Source organism: Novosphingobium chloroacetimidivorans, assembly GCF_014204535.1.
In the GTDB taxonomy this organism is placed as follows: domain Bacteria; phylum Pseudomonadota; class Alphaproteobacteria; order Sphingomonadales; family Sphingomonadaceae; genus Novosphingobium; species Novosphingobium chloroacetimidivorans.
In genome coordinates, this window is sequence record NZ_JACHLR010000009.1 from 152,777 (window position 1) to 170,522 (window position 17,746).

15 protein-coding genes are annotated in these 17,746 nt (G+C 66.8%); 5 read left to right on the top strand and 10 right to left on the bottom strand.

What is annotated here, in order from left to right; genetic code table 11:
• Positions 1-9: 9 nt before the first annotated feature.
• From HNO88_RS11990 to HNO88_RS12010, 5 genes are all read right to left on the bottom strand, one after another.
• The gene (locus tag HNO88_RS11990; protein ID WP_184245411.1) at positions 10-342 is read right to left on the bottom strand and encodes a hypothetical protein; all 333 of its coding nucleotides are present in this window, start codon (positions 340-342) and stop codon (positions 10-12) included.
• 3 nt (positions 343-345) lie between these two features.
• Positions 346-1,224: a dienelactone hydrolase family protein gene (locus tag HNO88_RS11995; RefSeq protein WP_184245413.1), complete on the bottom strand. Its 879-nt coding sequence runs from the start codon at positions 1,222-1,224 to the stop codon at positions 346-348.
• A gap of 157 nt (positions 1,225-1,381) precedes the next feature.
• Positions 1,382-1,783, bottom strand: coding sequence for a VOC family protein (locus HNO88_RS12000; RefSeq protein WP_184245415.1), 402 nt, complete (start codon positions 1,781-1,783; stop codon positions 1,382-1,384).
• A 95-nt stretch (positions 1,784-1,878) separates the two neighbouring features.
• Positions 1,879-3,249, bottom strand: coding sequence for a Coenzyme F420 hydrogenase/dehydrogenase, beta subunit C-terminal domain (locus HNO88_RS12005; protein WP_312857066.1), 1,371 nt, complete (start codon positions 3,247-3,249; stop codon positions 1,879-1,881).
• Positions 3,246-4,355, bottom strand: coding sequence for a polysaccharide pyruvyl transferase family protein (locus tag HNO88_RS12010; protein WP_184245417.1), 1,110 nt, complete (start codon positions 4,353-4,355; stop codon positions 3,246-3,248). The genes HNO88_RS12005 and HNO88_RS12010 overlap by 4 nt, the downstream gene beginning before the upstream one ends.
• Positions 4,356-4,786: 431 nt before the next feature.
• On the opposite strand from HNO88_RS12010, the gene fumC reads away from it, so the two are divergent.
• The 4 genes from fumC to HNO88_RS12030 all read left to right on the top strand — a co-directional run bounded on the left by fumC (position 4,787) and on the right by HNO88_RS12030 (position 10,355).
• On the top strand, positions 4,787-6,232 hold the full coding sequence (gene fumC, locus HNO88_RS12015) for a class II fumarate hydratase (protein ID WP_184245419.1): 1,446 nt from the start codon (positions 4,787-4,789) through the stop codon (positions 6,230-6,232).
• Positions 6,233-6,453: 221 nt separating this feature from the next.
• The gene (locus tag HNO88_RS12020) at positions 6,454-7,884 is read left to right on the top strand and encodes an AMP nucleosidase (protein WP_184245421.1); all 1,431 of its coding nucleotides are present in this window, start codon (positions 6,454-6,456) and stop codon (positions 7,882-7,884) included.
• Positions 7,885-8,159: 275 nt separating this feature from the next.
• Positions 8,160-9,314 carry a DUF47 family protein gene (locus tag HNO88_RS12025; protein ID WP_184245423.1) on the top strand — a complete coding sequence of 385 codons (1,155 nt, stop codon included), beginning with the start codon at positions 8,160-8,162 and terminating at the stop codon, positions 9,312-9,314.
• Between the two features lie 18 nt (positions 9,315-9,332).
• Positions 9,333-10,355, top strand: a complete 1,023-nt coding sequence (locus HNO88_RS12030) for an inorganic phosphate transporter (protein ID WP_184245425.1) — start codon at positions 9,333-9,335, stop codon at positions 10,353-10,355.
• Here HNO88_RS12030 and HNO88_RS12035 read toward each other — a convergent pair.
• Both HNO88_RS12035 and HNO88_RS12040 read right to left on the bottom strand, forming a co-directional pair.
• The gene (locus HNO88_RS12035; RefSeq protein ID WP_246381630.1) at positions 10,333-11,028 is read right to left on the bottom strand and encodes a PEPxxWA-CTERM sorting domain-containing protein; all 696 of its coding nucleotides are present in this window, start codon (positions 11,026-11,028) and stop codon (positions 10,333-10,335) included. The two genes, HNO88_RS12030 and HNO88_RS12035, sit on opposite strands and share 23 nt — an antisense overlap.
• Positions 11,029-11,291: 263 nt before the next feature.
• Complete coding sequence (locus HNO88_RS12040; RefSeq protein ID WP_184245427.1) at positions 11,292-12,578, bottom strand: glycoside hydrolase family 130 protein; 1,287 nt, start codon at positions 12,576-12,578, stop codon at positions 11,292-11,294.
• A 251-nt stretch (positions 12,579-12,829) separates the two neighbouring features.
• Between HNO88_RS12040 and HNO88_RS12045 the strand changes: the two genes are divergently transcribed.
• Positions 12,830-14,200, top strand: a complete 1,371-nt coding sequence (locus tag HNO88_RS12045; protein ID WP_184245430.1) for an alginate export family protein — start codon at positions 12,830-12,832, stop codon at positions 14,198-14,200.
• Positions 14,201-14,253: 53 nt separating this feature from the next.
• On the opposite strand, the gene HNO88_RS12050 is transcribed toward HNO88_RS12045, so the two are convergent.
• The 3 genes from HNO88_RS12050 to HNO88_RS12060 all read right to left on the bottom strand — a co-directional run bounded on the left by HNO88_RS12050 (position 14,254) and on the right by HNO88_RS12060 (position 17,573).
• Entirely contained in the window at positions 14,254-16,077 is a 1,824-nt protein-coding gene (locus tag HNO88_RS12050; RefSeq protein WP_184245432.1) for a M2 family metallopeptidase, read from the bottom strand.
• 300 nt (positions 16,078-16,377) lie between these two features.
• A complete protein-coding gene (locus HNO88_RS12055; protein ID WP_184245434.1) occupies positions 16,378-17,133 on the bottom strand; it encodes an alpha/beta fold hydrolase in 756 nt (251 codons plus the stop codon).
• Positions 17,130-17,573: a GFA family protein gene (locus HNO88_RS12060; protein ID WP_184245436.1), complete on the bottom strand. Its 444-nt coding sequence runs from the start codon at positions 17,571-17,573 to the stop codon at positions 17,130-17,132. Before HNO88_RS12060 ends, HNO88_RS12055 begins: the two co-directional genes overlap by 4 nt.
• Positions 17,574-17,746: the final 173 nt, after the last annotated feature.

Below are 17,746 nucleotides of genomic sequence, written 5' to 3' on the forward strand. Positions count from 1 at the left end.
ACGGGAGCCTCAGCCCGATCCTCCCAGGCGAGAGACCAGCAGCCGCTCGACGAACGGCACGAAACCGGCCTGTCCCGATGCCTTGTCCTTCAGGTGCACCGTGATGCTCTCGCTCTGCTCGAACGCCGCGCGGGCAATGGCGAGACGCTCGGACAACTCGATCCCCGCGCCCACGATCATGATGTCGATCGGCTTGAGCGCGAGCACCGAGCGCACTTCGTCGAGTGTGGTGGCGGGATGGATGACGACGCCTTCGCGCTGCACCCGGGTGCAGGTGTCGTCCACCACGTCCAGGAGCCGGCCGACGATCAGGACGTGCAGCGCCCGGGCGCCGGTCGCCATGGCTCAGAGTTTGCCGAAGAGGGCGAGCATGCGCTGCCAGGCACGATCCGCCTCGGTCGGGTCGTAGGCGGGCGAGTCCGGCACGCACCAGCCGTGATCGGCAGCGTAGACCTCGATCTCGGCCGGCCGCTTGGCGGTGTCCGCAGCGGCGCGCAGCTTGTCCTTGACGGTGGGATCCTGCGCGTCGTCGTTGCGGGCGACAGCGAAGAGGTAGCTCGCCTTGGTGGCGGCAAGCAGGCGGTGCGGGCTGTCAGTTGCGTCGGTGACCAGGCCTCCACCATGCAGCGAAGCCGCCGCGCCGACGCGGCCCGGCACTGCCGCTGCCGTGCGCACGGTGAACGGCCCGCCCATGCAGTACCCGTTGCTGCCGATGCCACGCGCCTTGTCGACGGCGGCGTCGCCATCGAGGAAGCCGACGTAAGCGGCGGCATCGCGGGTGATTGCCGCCGCCGTCAGCGCCTCGCGCAGCGGCTTGATCTTGGCCTGACCCTCGGGCGTGCGGAACTCGGAGAAGCTTTCCATCACCGGCGCGGGCCCGCCGCGATAGTATTGGTTGACGCAAAGCACCGCGTAGCCGGCGGCGGCAAGACGCCGGGCCATGACCTTCTTGGCCTCTCGCAGCCCGGCGATGTCGGGCCACATAACGATGCCGGGATGCGCTCCCTTCACCGGGTGGACGAAGAACGCGTCGGCGACGCCGTCGGTCGTGGTGATCTCCACCATGCGCTCGCGCAAGTCACCGTTGTCCGATGCGGCCGCGACGCCGCCGGTGCAACCGGCGAGGGCGGCGGCGGTGCCGAGCACGGCGAACTCGCGGCGGCTCAGGTTCGAGGCAGCCCCCTGCCCGGCCGCTTGACCCTGTCCGATGTAGTCGTCGCACATGCCCGTCGCGCTCCTCACTTGCCTTGTTCGTGGCACAGCCTAGCCAGTTGCAGGCAGGCGGGCCAGCCGTTGGTTCACATAAGATGACGCTGGGAGGGGCAAGTCGACGAACGATCCGGAGCAGATCGCCTGCTGCCAGCGCATCGCGCCGACCGGGTCAGTCCCCGGCGAAGTTCAGCTCCAGATTCACGGCATTCGGGTCGACCAGGAAGATCTGTCGCACGGAGCCGTACTGGCGATCGTTGACCCGGTACCCGATGCCTTGCGCATCGAGCGCGTCGCGTATGGCCTCGAAGCCTTCGCACCGGAAGGCGACATGGTGCACGGCATTGGTCGGCTGACCGGGCTCATAGCCGCCATAGCGGTCGGACGCGGGATCCTTCCACACCAGGTGGACGATCGCGTTGCCGGCCTTGTCGCGCATCCAGGCACCGCGAAAGCCCGCGGCGATGCTTTCGTTCTCGGTACGCGCGAGGCCGAGCAGCCGCTCGTAGAACGTGGCCGTGGCGTCCAGATCCCGAGTGAGGATGTTGACGTGATCGATGCCGCTGACTGGCACGGCCGCTCTCCCGATTGACTTGGCGGCATGATGCGGGACGGTTGGAACATAGGCAACAGCGCCAACGAGGCAGGCGACGCCACGTCCGTGCCGGCCTAGTCGCCGCCCTTGGGGTCGATGAAGCGGTCTACCCATTGCCCGACCCGCCCGCGCGAATAGGCCAGACCGTGGTAGGTCGCCAGTGCCGCCCGCCCCCAACGGATGTACACCGCCGGCCACCGCATTGCGTTACTCAGTCGGAACATGCGGTGGCTTTCCCGGCTGATCGCCTGCCGCATCCGGTAGATCAGCTTGCGCCGCGTCGGGATCGCGCGCGAAGGCGCGACGCGCTTGACGGGCTGCACCGGCGCGTTGCCGCGCGCCAGGCGATAGGCCAGCCCCTCACGCCGCTGGCGGAAACCGGCTGCCTGCGTCTGGCTGACGAAAGCGTGATCGACTTCGGATAGCTGCAGCCGTCCCTGCGCGATGCCGTCGTTCACCAGTTCGAGCATCAACGGCGAGCGGGCGATCACGACATTGGTGCCCATGCCGTCCGACGAGTATGGCTCGACCCAGGCGTCGCCCATGGCGATGTCGGCGGTTTCGGCCACTACGTCGTCGCAGAAATTGCATGCCGAGTTCATGAAGAAGCCGGAGCCCCAGTCGCCATCGACGAGATGCCACCAGTCCTGCCGCCTGGTGCTGCCATCCTCGAACGTCAGCTGCGCCGTGTACCAGTTCGCGGGGCGGTCTGGGTTCTTCACCCGATAGTCGATCGCCGCGACCTCTTCGGGCTGCTCGCCCATCTGAAGCGCGAAGCTGTCGACCATGCGCGCGCTCTTCATGTGGCCGCAGAACAGGCCGATCGTGTGGGTGATCCGCTCGGCATAGAGCGGGTTCTCGCGCCGCAGCAGGTTGACCGCCTTGATGAAGCACGGGATGCCGACCACGGCATAACGTCCTGGCACGGCGGCGATCTCGCGCAGCACTTCGGAGAGTTCGACGGGGTAATAGCGGGACTTGGCGCCTTGCTGCAGCTGGTCGGAATCGCGCGAGATGCGATAGCCGAACAGCCGCCCGTCTCCCTCATCGCGCGAGCGTGGAGTCACGTGCGCGATGCCGTCGACCAGCCCGCGCCGCAGCAGCTCGGCCGCGACCCAGGTGACCATGCCGCCCGAGCTGCCGCTCATCCGATACTCGGCCTCCGCGACGTGGCCGACGTAGGCGCCAGCATAGCGCCCGATGAGCGCGTCGCCGTGCGGCGCCTCGGGGTAGAGCGCGGCCGCGATGGTCGTTTCGTTGGCCGCCTCGGGCGAGAACGGGCAGACTTGCGAGAACTCGTTCGGCTGTCGCCAACGTCCGGACGCAACGGGCTTCAGGTGCCCGTCACCATCCCAGCGCATCCGCGCTTCCGGCTGCAGCGTCGTGCATCCGCCGCAGCCGATGCACAGCCCCGAAGCGACGATCTCGCGCGGGTTGAGGTTCACGCCAGGACCGACTGCAAGTAATCCTCGGACGCCGCGCGCAGCCGCACGATGGCGCGGGTGATCGCCGGGTCGAGCGGGTTGTCCAGCATCGCCGCGAAGAGCTCTGGCGCATCGTCCCCGCGCAGCAGGTGCGCCTCGGCCCCGAGCGCCTGCGTCAGGTCGCGGACCTTGTTCATGCGATAGGGGGTGACGGCGCAGGCGAAGGGCTTCTCGTTGAGCAGCGCGAAGACGCACCCGTGGAAGAAGTTCGTCACCACCGCTTCCGATTGCGCGATCATCTGCGCGAACTCGAAAGGATCGGCATCGAGCCGCTGTTCGTCGGCCCAGTCGTTGCGGTAGCCGACGCTCACCAACTTAAGGCCCCGCGTGGTCGCCCAGTGCCGCACGGCAGCGCCGAACTCCGCGCTGAACCCATGGCCATAGACCGCCACGAACGGCTCGACAGGAGGCACTACTTGGGCGGGCCGCGCGATGGGAAACTGCAACACGGGGTCCAGCACCAGTGCAGGATCTCGATCGAGCGCGGTCGATACCAGCCGGCGCGAGTTATCGTCGCGTACCGAGATCGCGTCCAGACTCTGGAGGCGGCTGGTCCAGCGCCCGTCGATACCCGCGTCCGCGTCGTAGTTGCCGAAGCTGGCGGCATAGGAAACCACGCGCTTCGCCGGGATGCCGCCGCCCCAGAACAGCTCGTAACCGCCGTACCAGGGATGGCACAGGTTCCACACCTCGTCGCTGCCGATCACGACGAGGTCGCGCGGCTCCATCGCCGAGGGTTCGCGCAGCGGGAACGGGGCCGAAACCGGCAGCCCGGCGATCGCCTGCTGAAACGCCCGCGCCTTGCGGCCGTAGAGCCGCACGTCCTCGCGCGAGGAGCGGCGCGGCAGCAGCGGCTGCATGGCGCAGCGCCATTCGGTGCGGTCGATCTTGGGCTCCGCGTAGTCGAGCAGCACGACATCGTGCCCGCGCGCGGCCAGCCCTTCGACGAGGCTGCGTGCCTGCCAGTACGATCCATAGTTGATGCAGCGGTGGAACGTCAGGACGCCGATCTTCAGCGGCTTGCCCAATCTGCCTTGGGAACCTTCATCGTCCAATTCGCGAAACATTCCGTGCCGTTCACTCGCTGCCAGCGGCGCACGTAGCGGCAAGGCGGCGCCGATGCCATGCTGTCCGCAAGTTCATGGTATTGCCTCCTTTGCTGCCGGGTTCACGGGTGCCCTGCTCAACCCGCGGCGTGGCTGGGCGTTCCCACCCGATCCGTGCACTCCGTCCCACATCGATTGCGCGAAAAGGCAGACGCCCGGGCCGAGATGAAGGCAATGCTGGTGTAAACCACCGGGCCATCGCCAGCGGCGATCTCACCTTGGCTCACGACGCGTCCGCCGGTCGCGATATCCGCGAATATCCATGTGAAGGCTTGCGCCGGACGCACGTTGGACGGCGCAGAAAGCGCCCGTCGGCGATGGCGCGCCATGGACCGCCGGCACGCGAGCACCCATATCACGATATCCTTCCAGCGGACTGACAAGGTACCATCATGGCCGATCCGACACTGCGCCACGTCCCGATCGGCATCGCTGCCACCGGCACCCGACGCGAATTCGACTCCATGGGTGAGATCGACGTGCCTGCCGACCGCTATTGGGGCGCGCAGACCGAGCGGTCGCTGCATCACTTCGACATCGGCAACGATCGCATGCCGATCGAGGTCTGTCGCGCCTATGGCACCGTCAAGAAGGCCTGCGCCCTGGTCAACGCGGCGGGCGGGCGCCTGCCGAAATGGAAGGCGGATGCGATCGTGCAGGCCGCCGACGAGACGATCTCCGGGGCGCTCGACGACCACTACCCGCTCTACGTCTGGCAGACCGGTTCGGGCACCCAGTCCAACATGAACGTCAACGAAGTGCTGTCCAATCGCGCGATCCAGTTGCTCGGTGGGGAGCTGGGATCGCAGGCGCCGGTCGGCCCCAACGACGATGTCAACATGGGCCAGTCCTCCAACGACACCTTCCCCACCGCCATGCACATCGCCACCGTGCTGGAAATCGACGCGCGGCTGCTGCCCGCCCTCACCCGGCTGACCGAGGTGATCGAACGCAAGGCGGGCGAGTGGATGGACGTGGTCAAGATCGGCCGCACCCACCTGGAAGACGCGGTGCCGCTCACCGTCGGGCAGGAGTGGATGGGCTGGGCCGGCCAGTTGCGGGCCGTGATCGCCGAAGTCGAGCGCAGCCGAGAAGGCCTCTACGAGTTGGCGGTCGGCGGTACCGCGGTCGGCACCGGCCTCAACGCGCCGCCCGGCTTCTCGGTCGATGTCGCCGCCAAGATCGCGGAGCTTACCGGCAAACCCTTCGTCACCGCGCCCAACAAGTTCGCCGCGCAAGGCTCGCTCGACGCGATGGTGCGGGCGAGCGCGGCGCTGCGCGGGGCGGCGGTGGCGCTGACCAAGGTCGCCAACGACATGCGCTGGCTCGGCTCGGGCCCGCGCTGCGGCCTTGGCGAGCTGAAGCTGCCCGACAACGAGCCCGGCTCCTCGATCATGCCGGGCAAGGTCAACCCGACCCAGTGCGAGGCGATCATGATGATCGCCATCCAGGTCATCGGCCACGACACCGCCGTCGCCATCGCCGGCAGCCAGGGCAATTTCGAGCTCAACGTCATGCGCCCCGTGATCATCAACAACGTGCTGCACGCGATCCGCATCCTCGCCGACGGCTGCGACCGCTTTCGCGAGTTCTCGGTCGAAGGCACGCAGATCGTGCGCGAGACGATCGCGCGCCATGTGGGCGAAAGCGTGATGCTGGTGACCGCGCTGGCGCCGGTGATCGGCTACCAGAGCGCCGCCCACATCGCGCATGAGGCGATCGAGAAGGGGATGACGTTGAAGGACGCGGCCTTGGCCTCGGGGCTGATCGACGAGGCTGGGTTCGAGGCCGCGGTGCGCCCGCTCGACATGGTGGGGCAAGGACTGGCCGGGGCTTAGTCCGCTCCTCTCCCCGTTGGGGAGAGGATACGAAGGCTTGATCGCGCAGCGATTTAGCCGAAGTTGGAGAGGGCTTGCGACCTCCCGCCCCGCCGCAGCCCTCTCCAAGCTGCGCTAGTCGCCGAAGCGACAAGCTACGCTATCCTCTCCCCGGCGGGGAGAGGAACGGTTTCGGTACACACTGCCCTTGCTTTGCCACACGGTTTCCGTAAGCATCCCCGATGCAAATCGTACAGGAAACCATCGCGGAACTGGTCCGCGTCTACGACACCGCCATCGCCACGTTGAAGAGCGACATCGCCGCCTTCAGCAAGGACGGCAGCCTCCCTCCGCCAGACCGTCGCGCCGACCGGCTCTGGAATTATCCCGAACTGCGCATCGACTACGCCGGTCAGGAGCACGCCGCCGTCTCGTCCCGCGCGTTCGGTCGCCTGCCCGAGCGCGGCACTTACGTGACCACCGTCACCCGCCCGCACTTGTTCGGCGACTATCTCGCCTCCCAGCTCAACCTGCTTCAGCGCGAGTACGACATCGAGGTCAGCGTCACCCGTTCGGCGCAGGAGATCCCCTTCCCTTACGTGCTGGACGGAGTCGCGGTCGGGGCCATAACGCCTCAGGAGCTCGCCGCGCATTTCCCCACGACCGAGCTGGCGATGATCGGGGACGAGATCGCCGACGCCATCGACCGCAACGCGCCGGGCGATCCCCTGCCGCTGGCGTTGTTCGATGGCCTGCGCACGGATTTCAGCCTGGCGCGCCTGGCGCACTACACCGGCACCAGCGTGGAGCACTGCCAGCAGTTCATCCTGTTCACCAACTACCACCGGTACGTGGACGAGTTCGTCGACTGGGCGGGCAAGCAGATCGGCCAGGACGGCTACGTCGCGCTGTCGGGCGCGGGCGGGCTCTACCTCGATGCGCCGGTGGACAACGCCCGCGCGCGGCTGTCCGACACGGCGTGGCGGCGCCACCAGATGCCGGCCTATCACCTCATCCGCGAGGATCGGCTGGGCATCACCCTGGTCAACATCGGCGTCGGCCCCTCCAACGCCAAGACCATCACGGACCACCTCGCGGTGCTGCGCCCCGAGGCCTGGCTGATGATCGGCCACTGCGGGGGCCTGCGCGAATCGCAGCGCATCGGCGACTACGTGCTCGCCCATGCCTATTTGCGCGACGATCACGTGCTCGACCACGTGCTCCCGCCCGAGATCCCGCTGCCGGCCATCGCCGAAGTCCAGCAGGCGATCGCCGAGGCAGCCGAGAGCGTCAGCGGCACCGGCGGCGCCGACCTCAAGAAGCGCATGCGGACCGGCACCATCGTCACCACCGACGATCGCAACTGGGAGCTGCGCTACACTCACTCCGCCCGCCGCTTCAGCCAGAGCCGCGCCATCGGCATCGACATGGAAAGCGCCACCATCAGCGCCCAGGGCTTCCGCTTTCGCGTACCCTACGGCACGCTGCTGTGCGTCTCGGACAAGCCGCTGCATGGCGAGCTGAAGCTGCCGGGACAGGCAAACCGCTTCTACGAGGAGGCGATCGGCGCCCATCTCGCCATCGGCGTGCGAACCTGCGAGCTGCTGCGCGACCAGGGCGCGCGTCTGCACTCGCGCAAGCTGCGGGCGTTCATCGAGCCCCCGTTCCGTTGAGGGTGGTCGGACTCACGTCCCTCCCCCACCCGCTCCGTCACCCTGAACTCGTTTCAGGGTCCATCGCGCGGTCTTGACCGGTGGCTTCTTCGCCAGCCGCGAATTCGGCTTATTCCCTAGAGCACGGAGCCAAGCGGCTCCATGGACCCTGAAACAAGTTCAGGGTGACAGCGGGCAGGACGAGAAGCAGCGCCCCGGGCCGGGATAGAAATCGCCGGCCGCCCGTTCAGTCATCAGCGCCGCCAAGCACTTGACCGTCGTCATACTACCGTCACATGGGCGCGCGCAACGCGCACCCCAGGATATCACCCATTCGCCAGATCGCCGCCCTTCCCTATCGAACCGATGACGCCAGTGACGCCATCCGCGTCATGCTGGTAACCTCGCGTGGCACCGGCCGCTGGGTCATTCCCAAGGGCAACGTCATGAACGGCGTCAGCGCCCATGCCGCTGCGGCGATGGAGGCGGAGGAAGAGGCGGGCGTGACGGGCTGGGCCTGTCCCACCCCGATCGGCTCGTACCGGTACCGCAAGCGGCGCAACAACGGCTCCTCGCTGATGGTCGATGTGGAGGTGTTCCCCCTGGCGGTGAAGACCGAACTGCGCGAGTGGAAGGAATCGGGGGAACGTGACCGCCGCTGGTTCACCCTTGCCGAAGCCGCCGACAACGTTAACGAGCCCGACCTTCGCGACTTGATTCGCTCGTTCGCGGCCACCCAGTTCCGCGCCGCCGCCGCGCGCACCACGATGCTCGGCGCCATGGCGCAGAAGACAGGAATGAGTCAGATGTTCGGATGGTTCCAGAAGCTTCTGCCGGCCAAGGCGAACTTCTTCGACTTGTTCGAGGCGCATGTCGCCACCGTCGTCGCCGGCGCGGACGCACTCGCCCGCCTGTTCTCCGAAAGCCGCGGCCGCGCCGACCATATCCGCGAGATCAACGAGCGCGAGCACGATGCGGACGACATCATCCGCGAAGTGCTGCACCTCGTGCGCCGCACGTTCCTGACGCCGTTCGATCGTAGCGCCATCATCAGCCTGGTCGGCTCGATCGACGACTCCATCGACCTGATGCAGTCGGCCGCCTCCGCGATCGACCTTTACGAATTCACCGACTTCGACCAGGAAATGCGCGACATCGTCGCCCTGATCGTCGACAGCAGCCGCGTGTTGAGCGAGGCGGTGCCGCTGCTGCGCAACGTCAGCGGCAACGGCAAGCGGCTCCACGAATTGACCGAGCGCCTGGTGCGCATGGAAGGCCATGCCGACGAGATCCATCGCAGCGGCTTGAAGCGCGCGTTCCAGGCACATGGTACGACTGACCCGATGGGCTTCATCGTCCGGCGCGAGATCTTCAATCATCTGGAGCGGATCACCGACGCGCTGGAGGATGTCGCCAACGAGATCGACGGCATCGTCATCGATCACGCCTGATCCATCCAGCGACAGACCATGACGCACGAACTCGCCCTGCCGCTGCTGGTCGGCCTCATCCTCGTCGCGCTCGCGTTCGATTACCTGAACGGCTTGCACGACGCGGCCAACTCGATCGCGACCGTCGTGGCGACGCGCCTGCTCAGCCCCGGCGTGGCGGTGCTGTTCGCCGCGTTCTTCAATTTCGCGGCCTACTTCCTGACGCTGACGTTCCCCAGTCTGCACAAGGTGGCCGAGACGATCGGCGGCGGCTTGATCGCCAAGGACCTGATCACGCCTGCGGTCATCTTTGGCGCGCTGGTCGGGGCGATGTTCTGGAACGTGGTGACTTGGCTGAAGGGCATCCCCTCCTCCAGCAGCCACGCCCTGGTCGGCGGGCTGATCGGCGCCGGTGTCGCCCATGCCGGGATCACCGGTGTTCAATGGAGCGGCCTCAACAAGACGCTGATCGCCATCGTGCTCTCGCCGCTGCTGGGCATGATAATCGCCATGCTGCTGATGCTGCTGACCAGCTGGCTGTTCGTGCGCGCCAGTTCGCGCACTGCCGAGAGCAGCTTCCGCGCGCTGCATCTGGTGTCCTCCGCGGCCTACTCGCTCAGCCACGGGTTGAACGATGCGCAAAAGACGATGGGCATCATCACCGTGCTGCTCTACTCGACCGGGTACTACAGCGGTGACTTCGAGGTGCCGCACTGGGTGGCGATCAGCTGCTACGTGGCCATCGCGCTGGGCACCATGACCGGCGGCTGGAAGATCATCGAGACGATGGGCAGCCGCATCACCAAGCTGAGCCAGCACCAGGGCTTCTGCGCCTCCATGTCGGGCTCGATCGTGGTGTTCACGGCGTCGCTGCTGGGTATCCCGGTGTCGACCACGCACACGATCACCGGCTGCGTGATCGGCTCGGGCGTCGCGCGTCGTGCTTCGGCCGTCCGCTGGGGCGTGGCGCAGAGCGTGGTCATGGCCTGGGTCATCACCATCCCCGCCTCCGCCGCCGTCGGCGCGCTGTTCTACCTGATCACGGTGCCGTTCGGAGGCTGAGGGCCGATGCGCCCGGCTTGCGCCGCCGCAAGGCCACGCCGACTACCCCGCAGCCCACGATCATCATCAGCCACACCGCCGGCTCGGGCACCGCATCGGGCACGTACTCGGTCGTCTGCGTGGTGGTGATGGTGCCGAAGCCGGTCCCTTCCGAGAAGGCCGTCAGGAACCCGGTACCGTCCAGCTTGAAGGCATACTGCGGCCCGAATTGCGCCTGGAAGCCGCTGACGAGCTGAAAAGCCTGGCCGAACGCCGGCGCGGTCCCGGCGTTCAGCCCGACGATGGCGTCGATCAGCGCACCCTCGTCGTAGGTGGGAAACAGCGAGGCGAAGCTTTGCCCCGCAAGGTTCTGGTTGACGCCCAAGATCAGGCGCCTGGTACCGCCCGGAGCGGCGCTTGGGGCCACGCCGAGGAAAAAGTAGGCGTCGGCGTAGAAGTCGTCCGTCGTCGTGCCGCCGTACAGCGTCGTGCCCGGCGTGATGTCCGGCCCGCCATAGGTGTTGAGGAACGGTGCCGACGGATTGCCGGTCGCGCCGCCGAACAAGGTGGAGAAGCTGTCCTGGATTGGCCCTTGCGAGTTGAAGGTCAGCCGCGTCGTCGTCTCGAACGCAGCATGCGCGGGCGCGGCGCTGAACGCGAAGGCTGCCATTGCGGCCAGGATGAAACGGTGCATGGAGGCCTCCCAGGGTGAAGCCCGCCGCTTATCACGGCGATGTCCCGTGAGGCGCCGAGTTGATCCCATTCTGGTGAAGCGCTACGCACACTACGCGCATTAGGAGGCGCAAACGTTAACCAATGCACTCCAACACAGCGTCCGATGTCCCCGCAAAAGAGCCGGTTACAATGCTCGAAAGTCGAGACAAAGGTTAACGCGCGGGCGCGTATTTACCTGTAACCACGCGAGGCGGGAACTCCGACGGTCGTCCCGTGGACGCCCTACTCCATCACGCTCAGCACATCGTCCACGCAGCCCAGGGCAAACGCGGTGAACTCGTCGGCGACGGCATAGGGCAGCAGCACCTGCCGGCCCTCGACAATCGCGCCGCAGCTATAGGTGACGTTGGGAACGTAGCCGCCGCGATGCTCGGCGCTGGGGAAGATCAAGGGAGCGTGCGTGCGGGCAAGGACCCGCGAAGGATCCTGCTTGTCGAGCAGGCATGCGCCGATCGCATAGCCGCGCACCAGGCCCACCCCATGGGTGAAGACGAGCCAGCCCTCGTCGATCTCGATGGGCGAACCGCAGTTGCCGATCTGCACGAACTCCCACGGATAGCGCGGTTCCATGATCGTCTTGCCCTCCTCCCAGGTGTAGAGATCGTCGGAAGTGAGCAGCCAGATGTTCTCGTTGTCCTGCCGGCCGAGCATGGCATAGCGCCCGTCGATCCGCCGCGGGAATAGTGCCATGCCCTTGTAGCCGGTCATCCTGCCCGAGAGCGGGCGCATCTCGAATGTGCGCAAGTCGATGCCGCGGATCAGCTCCTGCCGCACCGTCTGTCCGTCGAACGCGGTGTAGGTGCCGATCACCGTGGGCTCGCAGTCTTCATCCTCGAAGGCGACCATCCGCAGATCCTCCACGCCCTGCCGCTGGCTTGGCAGTACCGGAAAGATCACCGTCTCGGAGATGTCCTGGCTGTCCTCGCATTGCAGGCGCACCCAGCCTTCGCTGTCGCTCTCGATGCGGGGCGGCACGCAGTGCGTACTGGGTGCATCGATGGTGAGGCCCGTGCCACCGTCCCACGTTCCGGTACGGAAGGTGACGGACGAGATGTGTCCCTCGCCGATGCCGCGCAGCGAGAGCAGGAACTGCAGCTGCCCATCGTCGCTGGTGCCCCGCTCGCCCGGTACCCGCACGATGCTGGGGTTGAACAGCGCGGCGGACTCGAAGGCATATTCCTGGCTGAAGTAAGCGCCCGCCAGCAGCCGGTCGCGATCGTTCAGCTGTCGGATCGCAGGCACCTCGTCGGCAAGGCGGTCCACCTGGCGCAGGAACATGGTGTCGGCGTTGCGGTGCCGCTGGTGCATCGGGCCGGAGACATAATCCATCATCCGCTCGCGCGTCGCCTCGTCCGCCTGCAACAGGCGCGCGACGACGGCTTCCATGCGAGTCGGCTTCCCCTCCTCGAAGGCGCTGGGATAAGCGAAATGGAACGGACGGATCACGGTGCGTGCGGGATCCGGGTGCAGCTCGACGTCGAGCTTGGTGAATACGTCGGCTGCTTCCATGACGCGTTTGCTCTTCCTGGGGGTGCGGCCGGAGCGGCCATCGGGTGACTGCCAGACGCCCCGCATGCGGCGTTGTTCCGCTCGGACGCACTTCGCCACGAAACTCGGTATCGGTCGTTGGCAATGCTTTGCAACGATGCTAGCGGCGCCACTTCGGGGCCGTGCAACCTCCCGATCAAGCGCAGCGTGCGCTCAAGCGTTGCTTCTCAGCCGGCCGGTCCTTGCGCCATGTCGGCCGCAGGAGCGTGTCCATGCTTGGGGTTCGATCGTCCGTCCTGGTTATCGCCGCCACTCTCGCGACGCCATCCGTCGCCAAGGCGGAGGCGCCGACGCTGCAATCGCTGATCGGCGAGCCGGAAGACTTCAAGCTCTCCGCCAGCGTCCGCGTCCGCTACGAAACCATCGACGGGCAGGCGCGGACGGGCTTTCGCCAGGACGACGAGCAACTGGCGCTCCGCTCCACGATCTTCGCCGAGTACCACCATGCGGGCTTCCGCATCGGGGGCGAACTGTTCGACAGCCGCGTCTACCTCGACCGGCGGAACAGTGCGGTGAGCACCAGCGAAGTCAACGCGTTCGAGCTGGTGCAGGCCTATGTCGGCGCGGACCTGGGCGATGTGCTCGGCGCGAAGAGCACGACCCAGCTGCAAGCCGGGCGCATGATGCTCAATCTGGGCTCGCGCCGGCTGGTCGCGGCGGACGACTATCGCAACACGACCAACGGCTACACCGGTCTGCGCGCCGACTTGAAGACGCGGGGCGGCACCACCGCGACGCTGATCTACACGCTGCCGCAGATGCGTTTGCCCGACGATCCGGCCTCGGTCCGCCGCGCCAGGATAAAGTGGGATCGCGAGAGCTTCGACTTGCGTCTCTGGGGCGGTCTGGTCGCTCGCCCGAACACGATCGCGGGGGCTACCGCGGAACTCAGCTACTTCCGGCTTCAGGAGCGCGACGCGCCCGGCCGCCCCAATCGCAACCGGGACTTGCACACGGTCAGCATGCGCGTGATCCGCGATCCCGCGCCGGAACGCTGGGACTTCGAGGTCGAGGGCATCTACCAGGCGGGCGCGATCCGCGCGAGCACCGCCGCCAGCGCGCCGGTGCTGGATGTCGATGCCTGGTTCATCCACGCCGACCTGGGCTACAGCTTCGAAGGGCCAGCCAGGGTCCGCCTCTCGGTCGAGTACGACTACGCCAGCGGCGACCGTGCCGGAGGCCGCTACGGCCGCTTCGACACGCTGTTCGGCATGCGCCGCGCCGACCTCGCACCCGCCGGCCTCTACAACGCGGTCGCGCGTGCGAACATCAACACGCCGGGCGTGCGGGTGGAGGCAGCACCCGGCAAGCGCTTCGATGCCTTTGCGGTCTACCGGCCGATGTGGCTTGCCAGCAAGACGGACGCCTTTTCCACCACCGGCGTGCGCGATTCCCTCGGCCGCAGTGGCAGCTTTGCCGGTCATCAACTCGAAGCTCGCGTGCGCTATTGGCTGGTACCCGGCTTTCTGCGTGGCGAGATCGATGCGCTGTGGCTCGCGCGCGGGCGCTTCCTCAAGCAGGCGCCCAATGCCCGGGACGAGGACACGAAGTACCTGGCGACCGGCGTCACTGCCACGTTCTGAGCGCCGCCGTCGGCCCGGCTCTCACCGGGACCGACGGCTGAGCGAACCGGCGATCACCAGCCGCAGGTCTTGCCCGCGTTCTGCTTCTCCAGCCACGCGCTGAGCGGGGCGAAGTAGCGCAGCATCGGCTTGCCGCTCATCTCGCGGCTGCCGGTGAACGCCTGCAGCGCATCGGGCCAGGGCTTCGACGCGCCCATCGAGAGCATGGCGTTCATCTTCTCGCCGACCCTCTTGTTGCCGTAGAAGCTGCAGCGATGCAGCGGCCCCTTCCAGCCGGCCTGCTTGCACGCCGCCTCGTAGAACTGGAACTGCAGCAGCCGGGCGAGGAAGTAGCGTGTGTAAGGGACGGTCGCGGGCACATGGTACTTGGCACCGGCATCGAAGCCATCCGCCGGACGAGCGGTCGGCGGAACGATGCCCTGGTATTCCTGCCGCATCTGGTCCCACGCGGCCTGGTACTGGCCAGGCTGGATCTCGCCAGAGAATATCTTCCAGCGATAGCGGTCGATCAGCAGGCCGAACGGCAGGAACGCCACCTTGTCCATCGCCTGGCGCAACAGCAGGCCGGTGTCCTTGTCCGCGCTGGGGACCTTGGCCTTGTCCAGCAGGCCGATCTCGACGAGGTATTGCGGCGTGATCGAAAGCGCCATCGTATCGCCGATGGCCTCGTGGAAGCCGTCGTTGGCGCCGTCGAGGTAGTAGGCCGGCTGCTTGTTGTAGGCGCGCTGGTAGTAGTTGTGGCCCAGCTCGTGGTGGATCGTCACGAAATCGTCCGAGTTGACCTTGGTGCACATCTTGATGCGCAGGTCGTCCTTGTTGTCGACGTCCCAGGCCGAGGCGTGGCAGACCACTTCGCGGTCGGCCGGCTTGGTGATCTGCGAGCGCTCCCAGAACGTCGCCGGCAGCGGCGCGAAGCCGATCGAGGAGTAGAAGCCCTCGCCCGCCTTGACCATCTTGACCGGATCGTAGCCCTTGGCCTTCAGCAGGTCGCCGATGTCGTAGCCCAGATCACCCGCGCCGGCAGGCGCGACGATGTCGTAAATGTTGCCCCATTCCTGCGCCCACATGTTGCCCAGCAGGTCGGCGCGGATCGGGCCGGTGGTCTTCTGCACGCCGTCGCCGTATTTCTCGTTCAGCTTGGTGCGGGTGTAGCAGTGAAGCTGGTCGTAGAGCGGCTTGACCTCTGCCCACAGCTTGTCGGTCAGCGCGGCGAACTGCTCGGGCGTCATGTCGTAATTGGAACGCCACAGCGCGCCGGTGTCGGCGTAGCCGAGCTCCTTGGCGCCTTCGTTCTGCAGCGCGACGAGCTTGACGAAGTCGGCCTTCATCGGCTTGCCGACGTTGTCGTTCCAGCTGGTCCACATCTCGGCCAGCTCGGCCGGGTTGCGGTTGTCGCCCATGGCGGCCTCGATGTCGGAGCCGTTGATCGGCTGCCCCTTCAACGTGCCCTTGCCCTTGCCGTACATGCCCTGGAGCCGCGCGATCAGCGTCGCCGCTTCCTCGGCCGCGCCAGGGCGGCTGGGCGCCGGCTGGGTGATCAGCGTGCGCATGCGGCTGAGCTTGCGGTTCACGTCATAGGACAGGCCAGGCTGCGAGGCATAGGTTGCCGCCTTGGTCGCGGTCGCGACGTTGAACGAGTTCAGCGCCGCCGAACTGCGCGCGGTCACCGCCTCGCTGTCGACGTTGATGTAGGTGTTGTAGACCCACTCCGCCTGCGCGGCCTCGATCGTCTTCTGGTTGTATTGCGCCTCGGCCTGCTCGACGAACTGGGCGGCGGTGGGAACGCTCGCCGGCGCGTTGGCGCTCTGGGCCAGGGCGGGGGACGCGGCGACCATCGCCCCGGCCAGAGCCAGAAGCGAAGTTGCGTGAGATTTCATGGAAGTGCCCCGTTGTTCGGATTTGCGGATGCACCATGCTGGCCGCCACGAGGTCAGGGGTCAAGACGCCCGTTCGCGGGTCATGCCGCACGACCGCCCGATCAATGCTGCAGCCGATGCGGCACCATCCAACAGCGCCCGCCGTCACCCTGAACTTGTTTCAGGGCTCATCCGTCGGTTTGCCCCGCCTTTGGTCCTGGCATGCAGACCGCGCGGCTTATCTCTTCCGGCCCCCGAGCCGCGCGGCACGATGGACCCTGAAACAAGTTCGGGGTGACGAGTTCTCCAGGCGAGGTGTCCTTACTCGCTCAGGAACGCCGCCATGGCATCGCCCATCGCCTTCTCGGTCACCGACGACATGTGCGTACCGGGGATCTCGACATAGCATGCGTTCGGCAGCGCGTCTGCCAGCGCCGGCGCCGAGCCGTTGTCATGATCGTCGACCCCGCACACGACCAGCGTCGACATGTTCACGCCGGCCAGCGCTTCGGGCGGCGTATCGTCGACGGATTGCAGCAGCAGCCGCGCCGCGACGAGGTCGACCTTCTGCGTGCGCATGAACGACCGCGCCACGAAGGCCGGGTCGCCGTGCTTGATCGTGTCGTAGCGGTCGATCGCATCGACGAAGAAGGCACTGCGCCGCGCCCAGTTGCCCAGCCCTTCGATCCCCATGCCGCCCAGGATCAAGCGCCGCGGCGCCAGCCCGGCCAGCACCGAACGGACCGCGGTGCGCGACCCCAGCGAGAACCCGCCGAGATCGTAATCCGTCAGCCTCAGTTGCTCGACCAGAACCAGGGCATCGCGCACCAGCACGTCCGCCGGATAGGCAGCGGGATCGTGTGGTCCCTCGCTCTGCCCATGCGCGCGCAAGTCCGGCATGATGGCCTCGAACCCGGCGTCGACCAGCTTCTGCGCGTGGCCGAACTTGATCCAGTTGACTTGCGCACTGGAGAACAGCCCGTGCAGCAACAGCACCGGCCGCCCCTCACCCATGCGGTGCACCGCGAGCCGTGCGCCGCCGAAGCCCGGCAGGAAATCGGTGCGCACGTCGGTCATTCAGGGGGCTCCATTCCGGCCGCGCGCCACATCTCGACCACCTTGGTGTTCTGCGCGCTGGTGTAACCGGGCAGATGGCCGACCTGGGTCCAGACGTCCAGCATGCTTTCGATCGCGTAGTTGTGCTCAGGCCGGAACGGCGTGGGATCGTCGAAGCTGCCGACCGTCAGGTCGATGTTCGTGCCGCCCTCCAGGAAGTCAAACCCCAGCGGCGTGCCGCAGTGCGAGCAGAACGGCCGGCGGGCGATCGGCGAGGACTGGTACCAGTCGGGCTCAGTGTGCCAGGTGACCTTGTCCCTGGGCGGATTGACGAAGGCGATGGAGACGCCGCCGGTCGCCTTCTTGCACATGTTGCAGTGGCACAGATACGCCTTCTCCGGCTCGACCTGCGCGGTGTAGCGAACGCGTCCGCATTGGCATCCGCCGCTCATGGTCTGCATCGCATCGCCTCCTTCTGCTCGATCCATCAACCCACGCCGCATGCCCGCGTTCCGGCCTGGGGGAACCGGCGCCGAAATGGCGCGTTTGCGCCGATCATGGGGGAACGACATAACATAAAGCAGTCACGCTTCGTCGCTCTTGCCGTGGCAATTCTGGCCCTTGCAGGGTGCGG

Bases quoted from the DNA above. Each gene is read 5' to 3' on its own strand.
- HNO88_RS11990 (WP_184245411.1), bottom strand. From the start codon at position 342: ATGGCGACCGGCGCCCGGGCGCTGCACGTCCTGATCGTCGGCCGGCTC.
- HNO88_RS11995 (WP_184245413.1), bottom strand. From the start codon at position 1,224: ATGTGCGACGACTACATCGGACAGGGTCAAGCGGCCGGGCAGGGGGCT.
- HNO88_RS12010 (WP_184245417.1), bottom strand. From the start codon at position 4,355: ATGTTTCGCGAATTGGACGATGAAGGTTCCCAAGGCAGATTGGGCAAG.
- fumC (WP_184245419.1), top strand. From the start codon at position 4,787: ATGGCCGATCCGACACTGCGCCACGTCCCGATCGGCATCGCTGCCACC.
- HNO88_RS12020 (WP_184245421.1), top strand. From the start codon at position 6,454: ATGCAAATCGTACAGGAAACCATCGCGGAACTGGTCCGCGTCTACGAC.
- HNO88_RS12025 (WP_184245423.1), top strand. From the start codon at position 8,160: ATGGGCGCGCGCAACGCGCACCCCAGGATATCACCCATTCGCCAGATC.
- HNO88_RS12030 (WP_184245425.1), top strand. From the start codon at position 9,333: ATGACGCACGAACTCGCCCTGCCGCTGCTGGTCGGCCTCATCCTCGTC.
- HNO88_RS12035 (WP_246381630.1), bottom strand. From the start codon at position 11,028: ATGCACCGTTTCATCCTGGCCGCAATGGCAGCCTTCGCGTTCAGCGCC.
- HNO88_RS12040 (WP_184245427.1), bottom strand. From the start codon at position 12,578: ATGGAAGCAGCCGACGTATTCACCAAGCTCGACGTCGAGCTGCACCCG.
- HNO88_RS12045 (WP_184245430.1), top strand. From the start codon at position 12,830: ATGCTTGGGGTTCGATCGTCCGTCCTGGTTATCGCCGCCACTCTCGCG.
- HNO88_RS12050 (WP_184245432.1), bottom strand. From the start codon at position 16,077: ATGAAATCTCACGCAACTTCGCTTCTGGCTCTGGCCGGGGCGATGGTC.
- HNO88_RS12055 (WP_184245434.1), bottom strand. From the start codon at position 17,133: ATGACCGACGTGCGCACCGATTTCCTGCCGGGCTTCGGCGGCGCACGG.
- HNO88_RS12060 (WP_184245436.1), bottom strand. From the start codon at position 17,573: ATGCAGACCATGAGCGGCGGATGCCAATGCGGACGCGTTCGCTACACC.